This is a genomic window from Streptomyces scabichelini (genome assembly GCF_011045015.1).
Taxonomy (GTDB): domain Bacteria; phylum Actinomycetota; class Actinomycetes; order Streptomycetales; family Streptomycetaceae; genus Streptomyces; species Streptomyces scabichelini.
Window position 1 is genome coordinate 19,288 of the sequence record NZ_JAAKZY010000098.1, and the last position, 17,821, is coordinate 37,108.

Annotated in this window: 12 protein-coding genes, 1 tRNA gene and 1 pseudogene; 10 read left to right on the forward strand and 4 right to left on the reverse strand. The window is 70.6% G+C overall.

Annotated elements, in window-relative coordinates; all coding sequences use genetic code 11:
* The first annotated feature begins 252 nt into the window (after positions 1-252).
* The 5 genes from G5C60_RS27640 to G5C60_RS27660 all read left to right on the forward strand — a co-directional run bounded on the left by G5C60_RS27640 (position 253) and on the right by G5C60_RS27660 (position 6,870).
* Complete coding sequence (locus tag G5C60_RS27640) at positions 253-1,146, forward strand: FAD binding domain-containing protein (RefSeq protein WP_165263642.1); 894 nt, start codon at positions 253-255, stop codon at positions 1,144-1,146.
* Positions 1,143-2,696, forward strand: a complete 1,554-nt coding sequence (locus G5C60_RS27645) for a 2Fe-2S iron-sulfur cluster-binding protein (protein ID WP_165263643.1) — start codon at positions 1,143-1,145, stop codon at positions 2,694-2,696. The genes G5C60_RS27640 and G5C60_RS27645 overlap by 4 nt, the downstream gene beginning before the upstream one ends.
* Positions 2,693-5,002 carry a molybdopterin cofactor-binding domain-containing protein gene (locus G5C60_RS27650; RefSeq protein ID WP_165263644.1) on the forward strand — a complete coding sequence of 770 codons (2,310 nt, stop codon included), beginning with the start codon at positions 2,693-2,695 and terminating at the stop codon, positions 5,000-5,002. The genes G5C60_RS27645 and G5C60_RS27650 overlap by 4 nt, the downstream gene beginning before the upstream one ends.
* Before the next feature lie 253 nt (positions 5,003-5,255).
* Positions 5,256-5,879, forward strand: a complete 624-nt coding sequence (locus G5C60_RS27655) for an SUKH-4 family immunity protein (RefSeq protein ID WP_338145943.1) — start codon at positions 5,256-5,258, stop codon at positions 5,877-5,879.
* A gap of 688 nt (positions 5,880-6,567) precedes the next feature.
* Complete coding sequence (locus G5C60_RS27660) at positions 6,568-6,870, forward strand: acyl-CoA thioester hydrolase/BAAT C-terminal domain-containing protein (protein WP_338145944.1); 303 nt, start codon at positions 6,568-6,570, stop codon at positions 6,868-6,870.
* A 175-nt stretch (positions 6,871-7,045) separates the two neighbouring features.
* Here G5C60_RS27660 and G5C60_RS27665 read toward each other — a convergent pair whose 3' ends face one another.
* On the reverse strand, positions 7,046-7,921 hold the full coding sequence (locus G5C60_RS27665; protein ID WP_165263646.1) for a hypothetical protein: 876 nt from the start codon (positions 7,919-7,921) through the stop codon (positions 7,046-7,048).
* A 680-nt stretch (positions 7,922-8,601) separates the two neighbouring features.
* Between G5C60_RS27665 and G5C60_RS54270 the strand changes: the two are divergent.
* A pseudogene (locus G5C60_RS54270) lies at positions 8,602-8,949 on the forward strand (hypothetical protein); the annotation flags it as partial.
* 227 nt (positions 8,950-9,176) lie between these two features.
* Here G5C60_RS54270 and G5C60_RS53265 read toward each other — a convergent pair.
* Together G5C60_RS53265 and G5C60_RS27670 are read right to left on the reverse strand one after the other, a co-directional pair.
* Complete coding sequence (locus G5C60_RS53265; protein ID WP_277611384.1) at positions 9,177-9,308, reverse strand: hypothetical protein; 132 nt, start codon at positions 9,306-9,308, stop codon at positions 9,177-9,179.
* Positions 9,309-9,339: 31 nt separating this feature from the next.
* Positions 9,340-12,162: an ATP-binding protein gene (locus tag G5C60_RS27670; protein ID WP_338145945.1), complete on the reverse strand. Its 2,823-nt coding sequence runs from the start codon at positions 12,160-12,162 to the stop codon at positions 9,340-9,342.
* A gap of 352 nt (positions 12,163-12,514) precedes the next feature.
* Between G5C60_RS27670 and G5C60_RS27675 the strand changes: the two genes are divergently transcribed.
* Positions 12,515-12,796 carry a hypothetical protein gene (locus G5C60_RS27675; RefSeq protein WP_165263647.1) on the forward strand — a complete coding sequence of 94 codons (282 nt, stop codon included), beginning with the start codon at positions 12,515-12,517 and terminating at the stop codon, positions 12,794-12,796.
* Positions 12,797-12,876: 80 nt separating this feature from the next.
* Here G5C60_RS27675 and G5C60_RS27680 read toward each other — a convergent pair.
* A tRNA-Cys gene (locus G5C60_RS27680) sits at positions 12,877-12,948 on the reverse strand.
* A gap of 203 nt (positions 12,949-13,151) precedes the next feature.
* Here G5C60_RS27680 and G5C60_RS27685 point away from each other — a divergent pair.
* The 3 genes from G5C60_RS27685 (at position 13,152) to G5C60_RS27695 (ending at position 17,616) form a co-directional block, all read left to right on the forward strand.
* A complete protein-coding gene (locus G5C60_RS27685; RefSeq protein ID WP_165263648.1) occupies positions 13,152-14,624 on the forward strand; it encodes an MFS transporter in 1,473 nt (490 codons plus the stop codon).
* Between the two features lie 165 nt (positions 14,625-14,789).
* Positions 14,790-16,589, forward strand: coding sequence for a DEAD/DEAH box helicase family protein (locus G5C60_RS27690; protein WP_165263649.1), 1,800 nt, complete (start codon positions 14,790-14,792; stop codon positions 16,587-16,589).
* A 379-nt stretch (positions 16,590-16,968) separates the two neighbouring features.
* Positions 16,969-17,616: an IclR family transcriptional regulator gene (locus G5C60_RS27695; protein ID WP_165263650.1), complete on the forward strand. Its 648-nt coding sequence runs from the start codon at positions 16,969-16,971 to the stop codon at positions 17,614-17,616.
* Positions 17,617-17,821 lie beyond the last annotated feature (205 nt).

Genomic DNA, 17,821 nt, shown 5'->3' on the forward strand with positions numbered 1-17,821 from the left:
GGACCGCTCGCCCTGGGACGGTGACCCGCAGGGCGAAAGGCGGCCAAGGTCTCCGAAGAGTGCCAATTCGCTCTGACCGGTGATGTCGTGCGAAATCGGGCCATCCCGGGAGACAGGTACGAATGCCTCCTAGCGGACCCCCGCATCGTGCTGTGAGGAAGATGTGCCAGAGTTGCCACGTCCGCCCTGTCAGCACGTACCGTACGGCAGCACAGGTGGGACCAGGTGGGGCAGCGGGAAGGGGCAGCCGGTTTGACCACGCACGCACCGCAGGCGGCGCAGTCCGTGACGCTGCCCGCCTCGCTGGACGAGGCGGTGGCGGCGCTCGCCGCCATGCCTGCCGCCGTTCCCGTGGCGGGCGGCACCGACCTCATGACCTCCGTCAACTCAGGGCAGCTGCGGCCCGCCGCGCTCGTCGGCCTCGGCCGGATCAGCGAGATCCGCGGCTGGCAGTACCAGGACGGCCACGCGCTGCTCGGCGCGGGCCTCACGCACGCCCGCATGGGCCGCCCCGACTTCGCGGCCCTCATCCCCGCCCTCGCGGCCGCCGCGAGAGCCGCGGGACCACCGCAGATCCGCAACGCGGGCACCCTGGGCGGCAACATCGCCTCGGCTTCCCCTACGGGGGACGCGCTTCCGGTGCTCGCCGCCCTGGAGGCGACGCTGATCATCGCGGGCCAGGGCGGCGCCCGCCGTGAGATCCCCGTTTCGCACCTGCTCGCCGGCATGGAGATGCTGCGCGCGGGCGAACTCATCGGCTACGTGCGCGTGCCGCTGCTGCACGCCCCGCAGGTCTTCGTGAAGGCGACCGGACGGACGGGCCCCGGACGCGCCCTCGCGTCCGTGGCGCTCGTCCTCGACCCCGCCAGGCGCGGAGTGCGGTGCGCCGTGGGCGCCATAGCGCCGATGCCGCTGCGGCCCCTGGAGGCCGAGCAGTGGGTCGCCTCGCTGATCGACTGGGACAACAACCGCGCGATCGTTCCGGAGGCGCGGGGCGCCTTCGGGGAGTACGTCGCGGCGGCCTGCATCCCCGATCCCGCCCCCGCCGAGGACGGCTCCGTACAGTCGCTGCCGCCCGCCGTACTGCACCTGCGGCGCACCGTCGCCGCGTTGGCCCGACGAGCACTGGGGAGGGCACTTTCGTGACCGACGACCAACACGGAGAGGGCACCCCACAGGCGGGCAGCCGCTGGGATCCGCTGCCCCAGGGCGACTACGACGACGGCGCCACCGCCTTCGTCCAGCTCCCCGAAGGGGGCATCGACGCGCTCCTGTCCGACTCCCCGCTCGCCGCTCCCGGCCACGGCTATGTGCCGCCGGACATCGCGGCCGACGCCGGGCAGCCGCAGGAGGTGCGGTGGCCGGAGCCGAACGCGCTCCCCGAAGAGCCCCAGCGGCCCGCTCAGGACGGTTTCGGGTACGACCCGAGGGCCACAGGCCAGTGGACCTTCGAGGAGCCCGCACAGGAGAGCTCGGGCGCCCCGGGACACGACGTGACCGGACAGTGGTCCATCCCCGTCGCCGACGGTGACCTGCCCGACGAGTCCGGCGAATTCACCACGTCGTCCCTGGTCGAGCAGTGGGGCGGGGGGACTCCTCCGGCGACGTTGCCGGGCGGTGCGGCGGCGCCGTGGGCCCAGGAGTCCTGGGCACAGCCCGACCCGGAGCAGCAGCACGTGGAGCAGCCGGCGCCTTCGGAGGAAGCCGTTGCCCACGCCGAGAGCCCCGCGACCACCCGCGCCGACGAGGCTGCCGAGATCATCGCCGTCTCCGGAGAGCACGCCGACGAAATCGCCATCTCCGTAGAGAACGCCTCCGGAGACCACCCCTCCGGAGATCACGCCTCCGGAGAGAACGCCTTCGCAGAGCGCGAAGAGCTCGTGGAGGGGCCGGCCGAGCGCGGCGTCGCGGAACCCGCCGACGAACCGGCCCGCGACCCCGAAGCGGTGTCCCAGGAGGAGTCCGCGGACGCCTCTGAGGACTCCGCCGAGGATTCCGCGGCCGACGACTCCCCGGGCTCTCGGCACGACGAGATGCACCCCATCGCCTCGTACGTCCTGCGGGTGAACGGCGTGGACCGGCCCGTGACGGCCGCCTGGATCGGCGAATCGCTGCTCTACGTACTGCGCGAGCGGCTCGGACTCGCGGGCGCCAAGGACGGCTGCTCGCAGGGCGAGTGCGGGGCCTGCAACGTGCAGGTCGACGGACGGCTCGTGGCGTCCTGCCTGGTGCCCGCCGTGACCACCGCGGGCAGCGAGGTGCGCACCGTCGAGGGACTCGCCGCCGACGGGCAGCCCTCGGACGTGCAGCGGGCCCTCGCCAACCGCGGCGCCGTGCAGTGCGGTTTCTGCGTACCGGGCATGGCGATGACCGTGCACGACCTCCTCGAGGGCAACCCGGCGCCCACCGAACTGGAGACCCGCCAGGCGCTGTGCGGCAACCTGTGCCGCTGCTCCGGCTACCGGGGCGTCCTGGACGCCGTGCGCGAGGTCGTCGCCGAGCGCGAGCACGCGTCCGCCGAAACTTCCCCGGACGCCGAGGAGGCCCGTATCCCGCACCAGGCGGGCCCCGGCGAGGGTAGCGTCAACCCATCCGCATACGAGGCCTCGGCACCGCGTGAGCAGCCGTACGATCCCCGTGAGCAGCCCTACGATCCGCGTGAGCAGCCCTACGGCCAGGACGGAGGCCAGGCGTGAGCAACGAAACCGCCACCACGACCACCGTGGAGGCCGCTCCCGCTCCGGACCAGTTGCCGCACGGCCTCGGCGCGTCCCTGCCGTCCGCGGAGGCCCGCGCCAAGACGGAGGGCACGTTCCCGTACGCGGCGGACCTGTGGGCCGAGGGCCTGCTGTGGGCCGCCGTGCTGCGCTCACCGCACCCGCACGCGCGCATCGTGTCCATCGACACCACCCACGCGCTCCAGATGGTCGGCGTACGGGCCGTCGTCACGCACGAGGACGTGCCGGGCAGTGCGATGTACGGCCGCGGCACGGCCGACCGCCCGGTGTTCGCCTCGGAGGTCGTACGCCACCACGGGGAGCCCATCGCGGCCGTCGCCGCCGACCACCCGGACACCGCGCGGATGGCCGCGGCCGCCGTCATCGTCGAGTACGAAGTACTCGATCCGGTGACCGACCCCGAGCAGGCCTTCGAGGCCGAGCCCCTGCACCCCGACGGCAACCTGATCCGGCACATCCCGCTGCGGCACGGCGACTCCGACGCGGCCGGCGACATCGTCGTCGAGGGCCTGTACCGCATCGGCCGCCAGGACCCCGCCCCGATCGGCGCGGAGGCCGGACTCGCCGTACCCCGCCCCGACGGGGGAGTCGAGCTCTACCTCGCCTCCACCGACCCGCACGGCGACCGCGACACCGCCGCCGCCTGCTACGGCCTGGAACCGGACCGCGTGAAGGTCGTTGTCACCGGCGTGCCCGGCGCCACCGCCGACCGTGAGGACCAGGGCTTCCAACTCCCCCTGGGGTTGCTTGCCCTGAAGACCGGATGTCCGGTCAAACTGGCGGCGACGCGCGAAGAGTCCTTCCTGGGGCACGTCCACCGCCACCCCACCCTCCTGCGCTACCGCCATCACGCGGACGCCGACGGCAGGCTGGTGAAGGTCGAGGCGCAGATCCTGCTCGACGCGGGCGCGTACGCGGACACGTCGTCGGAGGCGCTGGCCGCCGCGGTCTCCTTCGCCTGCGGCCCGTACGTCGTCCCGAACGCCTTCATCGAGGGCTGGGCCGTCCGCACGAACAACCCGCCCTCCGGGCACGTGCGCGGCGAGGGCGCCATGCAGGTGTGCGCCGCCTACGAGGCGCAGATGGACAAGCTGGCGAAGAAGCTCGGCATCGACCCGGCCGAGCTGCGCCTGCGCAACGCGATGGCCACAGGAGACGTACTTCCCACCGGCCAGTCGGTGACCTGCCCGGCGCCCGTGGCCGAACTGCTGCAAGCCGTACGGGACTTCCCGCTCCCCGCCCTGCCCAAGGACACCCCCGAGGACGAGTGGCTGCTGCCCGGCGGCCCCGAGGGAGCCGGTGAACCGGGAGCCGTGCGGCGCGGTGTCGGCTACGCCCTCGGCATGGTCCACATGCTCGGCGCCGAAGGCGCGGACGAGGTCTCGACCGCCACCGTGAAGGTCCACGACGGCGTCGCCACGGTGCTTTGCGCGGCCGTGGAGACCGGCCAGGGCTTCACCACGCTGGCCCGGCAGATCGTCCAGGAGACGCTCGGCATCGAAGAGGTGCACGTCGCCTCCGTGGACACCGATCAGCCCCCGGCGGGCCCTGGCTGCCGCGGCCGCCACACCTGGGTCTCCGGCGGCGCGGTCGAACGGGCCGCCAAGATGGTCCGTACGCAGCTGCTGCAGCCCCTTGCGCACAAGTTCGGGATGTCCACCGAGCTGCTCCAGATCACCGACGGCAAGATCACCTCGTACGACGGCGTGCTGTCGACCACCGTCTCGGAGGCGATGGACGGCAAGGAGCTGTGGGCGACCGCGCAGTGCCGTCCGCATCCCACGGAGCCGCTGGACGCCGCCGGTCAGGGAGACGCCTTCGTGGGCCTCGCCTTCTGCGCGATCCGCGCGGTCGTCGACGTCGACATCGAGCTGGGTTCGGTACGCGTCGTCGAACTGGCGCTCGCCCAGGACGTGGGGCGGGTGCTGAACCCCGCGCAGCTCGCGGCCCGGATCGAGGCCGGTGTCACGCAGGGCGTCGGCGCCGCGCTCACGGAGAACCTGCGCACCGCGCGCGGCCTGGTCCGCCACCCCGACCTCACCGGATACGCCCTGCCCACCGCCCTGGACGCCCCCGACATCCGCATCGTCAAGCTCGTCGAGGAGCGTGACGTGGTCGCGCCCTTCGGAGCCAAGGCGGTCAGCGCCGTGCCCGTGGTGACCACACCGGCGGCCGTCGCCTCCGCGGTACGGGCGGCGACGGGGCGCCCGGTCAACCGCCTGCCGATCCGCCCCCAGGCGGCCGTGGTGACGACGGGGCAGTGACGGCCGACTGACGGCCGACGGCTGTTGTACACCCTCTGTATGCCGTCGTCCCGGCCTCGCTCGTCGGGCTCTTGTCGGGCTCTTGGCGGACGCGGGACGCGTCGGATCTGAGCGTGGCGGCCTTGTGGCGCTTGGGATTTGGGGCGTTGTCAGTGGGGCGGCGTATGGTTTTCGATCAGTGGGGAGCGGCCGCCGGGACGGCGGGCTGTGCCCTGCTGTGGATGCACTATGCGATCACATGCACGGGGGAGCCATGAGGACGATTGACGCCGGTACGGGGGCGATCACGCTGACCGACGACGAGTACGGAGGCACGGGGCGTCGGCTGGAGGTGCGGGCCGATGCGACTGCTCGGAGCGAAGTGTCGGCGTACTGGAGGATGGCCGCGCTGGTCCATTCCCTCACCCGGATCGCCGACCCGGGCGCGGATCTCCTGCTCGAACTGCCCGCACGGCTGCTCGACGAGGAGTTCGGCGCGGGCGGGATCATGCGCTTCGAGGACGTCGACTTCCCGGCCACGCTCACGCACGAGCCGACCCGCCGTTTCCTCCGGGAAACGGGACTCCCCGAGGTCGGCGTCATGTTCCAGCTGGAGATGGACGTGCCGCTGCAGACACTCGCCGAGCGTTACGCGGCCGAGCGGACTGAGGAGGCCCAGATCCCGGAGGGCCAACTCCCGGACGGGGCCGACCGATTGATCCGCCTCGGTCGCCTCGGCCGCCTCGACCGTCCCTTCGAGGACACGGACCTCCTGGTGGACGGCACCACCGGGACACTCCACGAGTGGTCCGCCCCGGACACCGGCCCCCGCCCCCTCAACGCCGACATATCCACGCTCGCGTTCACACTCTGGCTACTGCATCGCGCAGAACGCTGAGCGCTCCGCTGGAAGTCCAGTGCGTCACCTGCGGGTCCGTCGTGGCTGGTCGCGCAGTTCCCCGCGCCCCTTCGGGGCGCTGCCGAACCGCACCGGACTTCGCCGGATCCACGTAGAGGCCGTGGCGGGAATCGAACCCGCGTTACTCGCTTTGCAGGTTTGTCCGCGCTGGTCAGAGCATGATCCGTGTCCGTTCGCTGGCGTTCATTCCGGTACAGACCCTTGCGTGTCAGCGGCGAGTGAACGGCTCTGAACGGCAGCGTACGGCGATGAATGAGACGGAAACTGAGACGGCCGCGCACCCCTGCGAGCGTCAGCTTGACGACCCCGACCCCGACCCCGAGCTCGACGACCCTGAGCCCGTGGTGCCGCCACGTCGATGGCGCACCGCCCACTTATATAGATCCCCTCTCGAACCGTGCGAAAAAAGCCTTCCCTTTACGGTCGGCTAAGAAGGCGGACCGATGGATTTGTTGGCCGACTACACGAAACTGCTATCTCGATGAGGAGCCTACCGGCATGCGAAGCGGACGACGTTCGGTCGAAAACCGTTCCCGAGCAAGGTCTCGCGCGGCCAGCTCGCTCCGGTAGTCGGCTGTAGGGGGCCATGCTGGAAGCGCGCCCACCCCTTGCCACGGTCGTGGGACCCTTGGCACCAAACGATGGAGCGACGCGAGAGGAGCCTGGGGTGCCGGGCAGGACGGCCGTGTCGATCCGCTGGTTCGGCGGTCCGGGGCAGTCCCCGGGGATCTGTGAGATCCCCCTGGAGACGTTCACCGCCGCCGTCGACTTCCTCCGGTTGAACGGGGCGGAGCGCATCGGCATCCTAGGCACTTCCAAGGGGGCCGAGGCGGCCCTGCTCACGGCAGTGCACGATCCGCGCGTGGACGTCGTCGTCGCGGTGTCGCCCACGTCCCGGGTTTGGTGCAACGTCGGACCGGGGCGCGACGGAGTGCAGCGCCCTTATCGATCGTCCTGGACCTGGCGGTGATGAGGATCCTTGAAAACGGGTCTGGGCGGAATTTCGTGACCGTCACGAAATTCCGCCCAGACCCGTTCTCAAGGAGCCCCATCAGCGATGGGTCAGTTTCACACCAGGTCGGACAACGCCACGGGGAGCACGCCCGGATGGGGCATGCTCCCACGCTGCCTGTTCGGCGCAGTGTCTATGTGGCGCAGAAGATAGTCGTCTCCATGGTCCAAGAGCCGCTCGGCGGGATCGAGGACTGGGCGCCGAAGTCGGCGATGTTGGGTGCGTTTGTCGTGCGCGGTGCGATTTCCTGGAGGTGGGTGCCCGGCGTGTCTGTGTTGCCGGCGAGGCCGGTGAGGCGCAGCCCGGACGGGCAGGAGAGGGACTTCTTCTGGCTCGCGGCGGTGGTGTTGGACTGGGTCTTGACCTGCTGGAAGTCGCCGAACACGTTCGACCGCGCGCACACCGAGTAGCCGGTGACGGTGTAGTTGCCGGCGAACCCGTCGGCGTCCTCCTTGGCGATGGCGGCGCTGCTGCTCGCATGGAATCCGCTGCTGTTGGTGGCGATGCCCAGGTCTACCTGCCCGTTGCCGTTGGCGATCTTGCCGCCGGCGCCGATCAGTTGCTTACCCGCCGGGCACTGCTTCCCAGCTTGGTCCGTGGCGCCCGACGTCGGTGCGTTGGTCTCGGAGACGATCTCCACGCCCAGCGCGGCAGGGACGGAAGCGCAGAACGCGAACACCTGGAAGTTCCAGGCCACGGGGATGCCGAACTGGTCCGCCGCCGCGCTGACCTCGAAGCTGTCCCCGCTTGTGGTGTGGATCGGCTGCATCTCGGTGATGACGGCGTGGACGCCGCCGACCGTGAACGCGCCGCCCCCGAGTACCCGCTGGCCGGATGGGCAGTTCGCGCGGAAGGGGACCTTCGTCGCCAGGGTGTTGCGCGGGGACGATTTGGCGACGACCTGCACGGAGCCGGGCGGAATGCTGGCTGCCGCTGCCGGCGGGGCTCCTAACGCCTGAGTGGCGAGGAGGGTGAGGCCGACGGCCACGGCCGGCGCCCACTTTCTCATTGAACGAGTGTTCAAGGCGCCGGCCGATGCGGCCATCACCAGCGTCCCGAAGATCTTGCTGCGTGCCTTCACGATGTCCTTCTCTCTATTGGTCTGGCTCTCTATTGGTCTGGACCGAACGGGCCGGTGGGTCTGGCCTGGGTCCATGCGCGCCGCAGGTGCGCTACGTCCGGTGGCGGCAGCCGTGGCTGCGGTCGGTCTGCTGATGAGCGTTGCGCGGCGGCGGAACGGGGAGGGAATCCCGGACGATCCCGGCGGTGTGGGCATCAACGTGCCCGCCGTTCGCTGCTGGGAGCCCGATTGTGGACAGAGCCCCTGACATCAGCCGTGGTCATGGCTGCCGGCGGCTCGGGTGGTGTGGACAGCAGTCCTGGGAACCGGCGCAGCGGCGACCGTCGGGTAGCCGAAGCGCGGGTCCGTTGCCGATGGCGAAGAGCGTGCTCAGCCAGCCATGAGGCTCGCGCCTGGCGCCGGCATGCTGGTGCGCCGAGCGGCTGCCAGGGCGGCAACGGCGTGGTGTGGGATCATCTTCAACGCTCCTTCGAGGGTGCTCAACCAGCGACCGTTTGTGGTCGGTGCCAACCCTGAGCCAGAGCGGGCTATCAGACATCCGTGCCCGCCACGGACCCGAGGATTGCGTGGTGGCATCCGTGCTCGGCACCGATGCGCTGCACCCAGGCATGCGAGCACGTTCCTTCACGCAGATCCTTCGGGGACCTGCACCGAAGAGCGGGGGCACCAATGACCACAGCAACCGCCGCCGCGACGATCCGAAACTCGAGGCGTTCGTCGGACAGGCGGTGCTTGACATTGGGGCAGCCATCTCCCGGCTGCTGCTGCACATCGGCGACCGGCTGGGCCTTTACAAGGCGATGGCCGGCGTCGGGCCGATCACCTCGTCCGTGCCGGCGCAATGCGTCGATACCACTGAGCGCCATGTCCGTGCGTGGCTCGGCAACCAGGCAGCCAGCGGCTATGTCGTCTACAACCCGGCTGGCGGCGGCACCTGTGAACTGCCGGCGGAACAGGCCATGGTCGTCGCGAACGAAGACAGCCCGGTCTCGTCCTCGGCAGCACCTTCGAGACCATCGCGTCGTGCTACGCCGACCACGAGGTGTTCGTCGACGCATTCCGCACCGGCGCGGGCGTCGGCTGGGCAGAGCACAACTGCTCTAGCACCGGACGGCACGCTGTTACTGGTCGAGCCGAACGCCGGCGACGTACCGGAGCAGAACCTGAACCCGGCCGGACGAACCTATGACGGCCTGTCCACGGTGATCTGCACGCCAGACTCGCCGGCCCCGCCCAGGAAGTCGGACTGGGACAGGGTGCGCAGGCCGGTGAACGCCGGCTGGCCGCCGTACTGCGCGAGGCCGGGTTCAGACACGTGCGGCGGGCGACCAAGACCCCGTTCAACATCATTGTGGAGGCCAGACCATAGCCGTCGCACCCATCCTCGCCAGCTCGGACTCGCCACGTACTCGATGCTCCCCGCCGAGGAAGACGAGCGCCCGGGCCCATTGGTAGCGGCAGCCGGCACCCTCCAGGGCAGCGGCCGCGGCGGTCAAACCGTCGCGGTCGCCATCTCCTGTGGCCAAGACCGCCGCTCGGTCGACGATGGCGGTGGCGATCGGGTTTCCCACCGTCACCAGGCGCGCGCGCTGAATGCGAGCGGCGGCGTCCTGGTGCCCGCTGAGGGCTGCTGCCTCGGCCCACACCGCGGCATACCAGCTACGCCACACGGTGTCGTACCAGTCCGTAAACTGCCCTGGAGGCGTGTACAGCACCTGCACCGCCTGCTGGGGCAGACCGCGGTGCAGCAGGAGCAAGGCATCGAAGAACTCACCGTAGCGAAGTGGTGACGGCGAGCGGCCCGGCGTCCCGAGGGCGTCGATGATGTCCAGCCACACAGCACGGGCTTCGTCGTCCCCGCGCAGCCCGTGGACCGTCGCTGCCGCGTACGCGCCGCTCCTGAGATTGCCCGCACGCGGCCGGCCGGCCCGGTCCCACCCCTCGCGGAAACGCTCCGCCAGCGTGATCGTCTCGTCCCAGTCGCCCGCGAGCGCCGTCACGACGAGCAGCCGCCGCGTCGCCAAGTGGCCCTCCTCACGGTAGAACGGCAGATCCCGCAGGCGCTCGGCATGTCCCCTCGCGGCTCGTAGGTCACCGGCCGCGACGGCGCAGTGGTCGGCCATGCCGAACCCGTTGAAGAACTCCAACCCGGTCGTGGCCGTCACCTGCAGCGGGGCCAGCAGCTCGGTGCGCCGCATCGCGCTGGCCGCCGCGGCTCGGACCTCGCCGCGACCCAGCTGCACCGCGGTGAGCTGGTAGAGCGCGGCGCTCTCGATCAGTGGGTCGTCGATGCGGCGGGCCAGCGTGAGCGCGCGCTCGATGAGCTCGAAGGTGGCCGGATCGGCGATCGCGCCGTTGCACGCCTCGGCGGTGAGCAGGCGCGCCTGCGCAGGTAGGTCGCTGTCGGCCAGCGCCCACCCCTCGGCGATCAGCGCCTCCACCTCTCCATCCGCGGGCTTGGTCGCGATCAGCCCCGGGGCGCGGTTGATGAACTCGGCATTCCGGGCGAGGTCACCAGCCGCACCGACCCGATCACCCGCTCGTATCGCCGCGTCGGCCGCAGCCCTGCGCAACCGCAGCGCGTCGTTGCCGAAATGCCGAGACTCGGCGGCACCTGCCGCACAGCGCAAGGCGCCGGCGGCCCTCAAGTCGTCCGCGGCGAGCTCGGCCGCCTGCTCGTAGCGCCGCTGCGACTCCCCGGGCATGCCCCGGGTGAAGGCCAGCTCGGCCAACCCGATCGCCAACCGGTACCCCTCGGGACGGTAGGCAGTGTTGCCGGCCGCCCAGGCCAGGGCACCTCGCAACTCGTCGGCGACCCGGTCGAACGCCCCTCGCCAGGTACCGGCGAGTTCGCGGGAGGTGGCCTGGAGATCTGCGCTTTCATCCAGACACCAATTGAGGTGGCGCGAGAGTGCCTGGTCCGACTCGCCGGCGTCTTCGAGCCGATCTGCGCCGTACTGACGGATCGTCTCCAAGGCGCGGTAGCGCGTTCCACTCGGCTCCGCGATCGCGATCAGCAAGCTCTGGTCGGCGAGCCCGGCCAGGATGGTCGCCAGGGAGCCGGCCGGCTCCGGCGGCCAACCGGCCAGAACCGTCGCCGCGGCGCCGGCGGTGAACGGGCCGGCGAAAACCGAGATCCGGCGCAGCACCGCCTGATCGGGTTCGGCCAGCAGCGCGTAACTCCAGTCGAGCGTCGAGCGCAACGAACGGTGCCGGTCATCGATCCGTGGTCCGCCGGTCAGCAGCCGCAGCCGGTCGGCCAACCCGGCCTCGAGGCCATCAAGTCCGAGCGACGCGTACCGGGCAGCGGCCAGTTCTATCGCCAGCGCCACGCCGTCCAGGCGCCGGCAGACAGCGGCGATGCGCTTGTTGTCGTCGGACGTCAGCAGGCTCCCGCCGGCCGAGGCCCGCCCGACAAACAGCTCGACCGCGTCACCGGGGCCGCCGTCGTCGGCTTCGACGGACATCCCGGGCACCGCAAACACCCATTCGAAGGGCACCAGCAACCTGGCCCGGCTGGTGGCGAGCACCGCCAGCCGGGGGCTGCCGGCCAGTAGCCGCTCCAGCAGGACCACCACGCCGTCCAGCAGGTGCTCGCAGTTGTCCAGCACGAGCAGCGTTTCCCGGCCGGCCATCCAGCCCATGACGTTGTCTGTCGCTGAGCGGCCCGCACTCTCCCCGAGGCCCAGCGCGTCCGCAATCGCCGCCGCGATCACCATTGGGTCGGCTACTGGGACCAGGTTGACGTACCAAACGCCGTCGGCGAACCGATCGTTCGCCTCAGCAGCGACGCTCAGGGCCAGGCGGGTCTTACCGACCCCGCCCGGTCCCACAGCCGTGACCAGCCGATGCTCGCGCAGCGCTTTGGTCAGCGCCGCCCGCTCGGCCACCCGCCCGACAAACGGCGTCAACGGCGAGGGCAGCGCCGCGACTGCGGCCGGCGCGCCCTCCGGATCAGAGAGCAGGTTCGCCGATACGGCAGCCAGGGCACGGCGATCGTCCACCTGGAGCTTGCGCAGCAACGAGGAGACATGACTCTCGACGGTGCGGATAGAGATGAACAACCGAGCGCCGATCTCGGCGTTGGTCAGATGTTCACCGAGTGCGGCAAGGACCTCGGCCTCACGGACCGAGATGCCTACCTCGGGAGGTGTCCTCTGATTGGCCACGTTCAGATTGTGCGCGTTGGCCGGCCGGACGTGCCCCGCCAGCCGAAGGAAACCACCATCGCGAAGCCCTGAAAGCTACCGGCGGGTCACTTGTTTCCTGGTGGGCGTCGGCATCCCCACGCTTCCGGTACGGAGGCGCGCCCGAAGCCGACGCGCTTTTGGGGACGTCTGCATGGCCCCACGTTCTCGACGTGCTCCGCAGCGGGAGCTGACCTCGACACGCCCGTAGCGGGCGATGGTCCTGCCGGGCTGACCCGTCTCGTTGAACGTGAGGCAGCGTGAGTGTCTGACCTGGTGTGTCTCGCTCAGTCGGAGGTAGCGGCGTATAACCGATGTCTGGAGCGCCTACAGCATGAGCATGAACCAGGTTCGGGGGGCCTACTTCCCCCTCCGTCTTCTCGGGCCCGCTCGGGTGCATCAGGCGGCACGTGAGCTCTGGCAGTTGATCGAGCAGTACCACGAAGGGATTCAGGAGTGGGCTGATGGCATCATGACCGCGACCGACGAAACCAGGGCCGAGTGGCGGGCTCGCGAGGAGCGGCAGAGGTACAGACTCGGACGTGCACACAGCGACCTGATTGATGCTGTGAGCGAGTCATTGCAGGGCAATGATGCCGTCCCGCGCCCCAACTGAGACGGCAACTGAGACGGAGGACCAAAAGGGCGGCACCCTTCCGGGGTGCCGCCCTTTCTTTTTGCCTGGTCAGACGCCAGAGGCCGTGACCGGATTCGAACCGGCGTAACTCGCTTTGCAGGCGAGCCCCTCAACCACTCGGGCACACGGCCGGGTCGGGAACGTTTCGCTTGTTCCGAACTCGATGTCGTCGACCGTAGGCCGCGGGTGAGGGGAGCTCAAGCGACGGGCCAGGGCTGCAATGGGACTGCCATACCGCGTTCACAAAGGAGGAGAGGGCGTACGACCAAGGTCCCGGGCGATCACCGTCTTGGGACAGGGGCCAATGCGTGCCGTGCCCCTTACGCTGACGACCATGACCACTCTCGAACCCAGCGACGCCGACGTCGCAGAAACCGTGGCCGCACCGACCGAACCCGGCGCCGACGACAGCGTGCTCGGGCGCCCCTACCGGGCGCTCAGCATCGGGATCGTGTCCGTCGTGCTGCTGATCGCCTTCGAGGCGACGGCGGTGGGGACGGCGATGCCGGTGGCGGCACGGGAGCTCGACGGGGTCTCGTTGTACGCCTTCGCGTTCTCGGGGTACTTCACCACGAGCCTCTTCGGGATGGTGCTGGCCGGGCAGTGGTCGGACCGGCGCGGACCGCTGGCGTCGCTGACCGCGGGGATCGGAGCGTTCGCGGCGGGCCTTGCGCTGTCCGGCACGGCGGGGGTGATGTGGCTGTTCGTCCTCGGCCGGGCGGTGCAGGGGCTGGGCGGCGGACTGGTGATCGTGGCGTTGTACGTGGTCGTGGGGCGGGCGTATCCGGAGCGGTTGCGGGCGTCGATCATGGCGGCGTTCGCTGCGAGCTGGGTGATCCCGTCCGTGGTCGGGCCCCTTGCCGCCGGTTCGGTGACCGAACACCTCGGCTGGCGCTGGGTGTTCATCGGGATACCGGTCCTGGTGGTGTTCCCGCTGGCGCTCGCCCTGCCGCAGATACGGCGGCGGGCGTCCGGCCCGGCGGAGGGGGCCGTCGCCGGGCCCTTCGACCGGCGCCGGATCCGGCTGGCGCTTGGCATCTCGCTGGGCGCGGGCCTGCTGCAGTACGCCGCCCAGGCCGTGTCCGACGAAGGGTCTGGTGAAAGCGTGCGGTGGCTCTCGGCGCTCCCGGCGATGGCGGGGGCCGCGCTGCTGGTGCCGGCGGTGCTGGGACTGCTGCCGCGCGGGACGTACCGGGCGGCGCGCGGGTTGCCTTCCGTGGTGCTGCTGCGCGGGATCGCGGCCGGGTCGTTCATCGCGGCGGAGTCGTTCGTGCCGCTGATGCTGGTCACCCAGCGGGGGCTTTCGCCGACGCTCGCCGGGTTCTCGCTCGCGGCGGGCGGGGCCACCTGGGCGCTGGGGTCCTTCGTGCAGTCCCGGGCGCGGGTGGAGCCGTACAGGGAGCGGTTGATGTTGACGGGGATGGTGCTGGTCGCGGCGGCGATCGCGGCGGCGCCGAGTGTGCTGATCGATGCGGTGCCGGTGTGGACGCTGGCCGTGACCTGGGCGTTCGGGTGCTTCGGGATGGGCCTGGTGATCTCCTCCACCAGCGTGCTGCTGCTCCACCTCTCCCCGCCCGAGGAGGCCGGTGCCAACTCCGCCGCGCTCCAGATATCCGACGGCCTGTCGAACGTCCTCCTGCTGGCGGCCGGCGGGGCGGCGTTCGCGGCCCTGGGCGGCGGCACGGTGACGCATGCCGCCACAGCGGCCTCCGGCGGTCATCCGGCTGCCTTCGCCGCCGTGTTCCTGCCGATGGCGGGGGTGGCGTTGGTGGGGGCTTGGGTGACGACGCGGGTGCGGGAACGGTGACCCAGGGAGCGGTGCGGTGGTCCGGGAGCGCTGAGGAGCCGGACTGTGAGCTCGATCCCATCCACGGCCGAGGCGGCGTAGTCCGCGCGTTGGCGCGACCGGGCCGCCGATAAGGTGGCCCGGTTGTCATACGTAGACGAGCCGCCCGACCACCCCACGGAGACCGTGACTACCACCGCCGCCAGTGCCTCCCATTCGCATCACCTGTCACCCGCCTTCCCCGGCCGGGCCCCCTGGGGTACGGCCAGCAAGCTGCGTGCCTGGCAGCAGGGGGCGATGGAGAAGTACATCCAGGAGCAGCCGCGTGACTTTCTTGCCGTCGCCACGCCCGGCGCCGGGAAGACGACCTTCGCGCTGACGCTCGCGTCGTGGATGCTGCATCACCATGTCGTGCAGCAGGTGACGGTGGTCGCGCCGACCGAGCATCTGAAGAAGCAGTGGGCGGAGGCGGCGGCGCGGATAGGGATCAAGCTGGACCCGGAGTACAGCGCGGGGCCGCTCAGCAAGGAGTACCAGGGCGTCGCGGTCACGTACGCCGGTGTGGGCGTACGGCCCATGCTGCACCGCAACCGCGTCGAGCAGCGCAAGACGCTCGTCATCCTCGACGAGATCCACCACGCCGGTGACTCGAAGTCCTGGGGCGAGGCCTGCCTCGAGGCCTTCGAGCCCGCGACCCGGCGCCTCGCGCTCACCGGTACGCCGTTCCGGTCCGACACCAACCCCATCCCCTTCGTGGCGTACGAGGAAGGCAACGACGGGATCCGGCGGTCCGCCGCCGACTACACCTACGGCTACGGCAGCGCGCTCGGCGACGGCGTGGTCCGGCCCGTCATCTTCCTCTCCTACAGCGGCAACATGCGGTGGCGTACGAAGGCGGGCGACGAGATCGCGGCGCGGCTCGGCGAGCCGATGACCAAGGACGCCATCAGCCAGGCCTGGCGTACCGCACTCGATCCGCGCGGCGAGTGGATGCCGAGCGTGCTGCGCGCCGCCGACCAGCGGCTCACGGAAGTACGGAAGGGCATCCCGGACGCCGGCGCCCTCGTCATCGCCTCCGACCAGGACTCGGCCCGGGCGTACGCGAAGCTGATCCGTGAGATCACGGGCAACAAGGCGACTCTCGTGCTGTCCGATGACGCCGGCGCGTCCGAGCGGATCGACGAGTTCAGCCACAGCGACGACCGCTGGATGGTCGCCGTCCGCATGGTCTCCGAGGGCGTGGACGTGCCCCGGCTGGCCGTCGGGGTGTACGCGACCACCATCTCCACGCCGCTGTTCTTCGCGCAGGCCGTCGGACGCTTCGTACGGTCCCGGCGGCGCGGCGAGACCGCCTCCGTCTTCCTCCCGACCGTCCCCGACCTCCTCGGTTTCGCCAACGAGATGGAGGTCGAACGCGACCACGTCCTCGACAAGCCCAAGAAGGAGGGCGAGGAGGACCCGTACGCCGAATCCGAGAAGGAGATGGAGGAGGCGAACAAGGAGCAGGACGAGGACACCGGCGAGCAGGAGCAGTTCGCCTTCGAGGCGCTGGAGTCCGAGGCCACCTTCGACCGCGTGCTGTACGACGGCGCCGAGTTCGGCATGCAGGCGCACCCGGGGAGCGAAGAGGAGCAGGACTACCTCGGGATTCCGGGGCTTCTCGAACCCGATCAGGTGCAGCTCCTGCTCCAGAAGCGGCAGGCGCGCCAGATCGCACACAGCCGCAAGAAGCCCGACGAGGAGGCCGACCTCCTCGAAGTGCCCGCCGAGCGGCGGCCGGTGGTCACGCACAAGGAGCTGCTGGAGCTGAGGAAACAGCTCAACACGATGGTCGGCGCGTACGTCCACCAGAGCGGCAAGCCGCACGGCGTGATCCACACCGAGCTGCGGCGCGTGTGCGGCGGGCCGCCGAGCGCGGAGGCGACGGCGGGGCAGCTGAGGCAGCGGATCGCCAAGGTGCAGGAGTGGGCCACGCGTATGCGGTGACAGCTCCTGTACGGGAATCTGTACGGGAGTGGGCGCCGGTTTCGCACTTGCGAGACCGGCGCCCTCTTGTGTGCGCTGTGTGTGAGGGTGGTGCACGGGGAGTGATGTGCACTGGGCGTACCAGGACAAACGAATGCAACACTCTTACCGGACACTGACCGGATTCTGGACGGAGTCTTCCGCTGAGCGAACCGGCTCGCTACTGTCCCGCTACGCACACGCCCCGTGGCAGCGCCGCCGCGGAGCGCAGCCGGTGCCCGCCCGGGTAGTGCCCGGGACGCTTGCCGACCGGCGGCCTCTGAAGCGCGTCGCCGTTGGGACCGGCGACGCATCCGCCGCGGAGGGGGCCGCCGACTCTCACCACTAAGGAGTGGGCGTCGTGACCGCGGAGACCTCTCAGACGCTCGACCGAGGACTGCGTGTCCTCAAGTTGCTCGCCGACACCGATCACGGGCTGACCGTCACCGAGCTGTCCAGCAAGCTCGGGGTGAACCGGACGGTTGTGTACCGCCTGCTCGCCACGCTTGAGCAGCACGCTCTCGTACGACGTGATCTGGGTGGCCGTGCCCGGGTCGGGCTCGGGGTGCTGCGGCTCGGGCGGCAGGTGCATCCGCTGGTACGCGAGGCCGCGTTGCCCGCGTTGCGGTCGCTGGCCGAGGACATCGGGGCGACGGCGCATCTCACTCTGGTCGACGGGACGGAAGCGCTGGCCGTTGCCGTGGTCGAGCCGACGTGGACGGACTATCACGTGGCGTATCGGGCCGGGTTCCGGCATCCCCTGGACCGGGGGGCCGCGGGCAAGGCGATCCTTGCCGCGCGGGCCGCGGCCGGGACGGTGGCGGATCCCGGGTACACGCTCACGCACGGGGAGTTGGAGGCCGGCGCGAGCGGGGCGGCTGCGCCGCTGCTTGGGGTGACCGGGGTGGAGGGGAGCGTGGGGGTTGTGATGCTCGCGGATTCCGTGCCGGAGAGGGTGGGGGCGCGGGTTGTTGATGCGGCCAAGGAAGTGGCCGAGGCCCTGCGCTAGCGCTGGCTTGAGCGGTTTTCGGGTGCGGGTTGTTTGTGGCTTGTCGCGCCCGCGCGGCGGAGCCGCAAATTGATACAGCCCCGCGCCCCTGGGTTCGTTGGGGGTCGGGGCCGTGGGCCGGTGCGTCAGCCCGTCGCAGGGTGGGCATACGGCCCGGTGTCGGTACACGGCCCTGGTGACCTGAGACCGAACCTACGCGACGGGC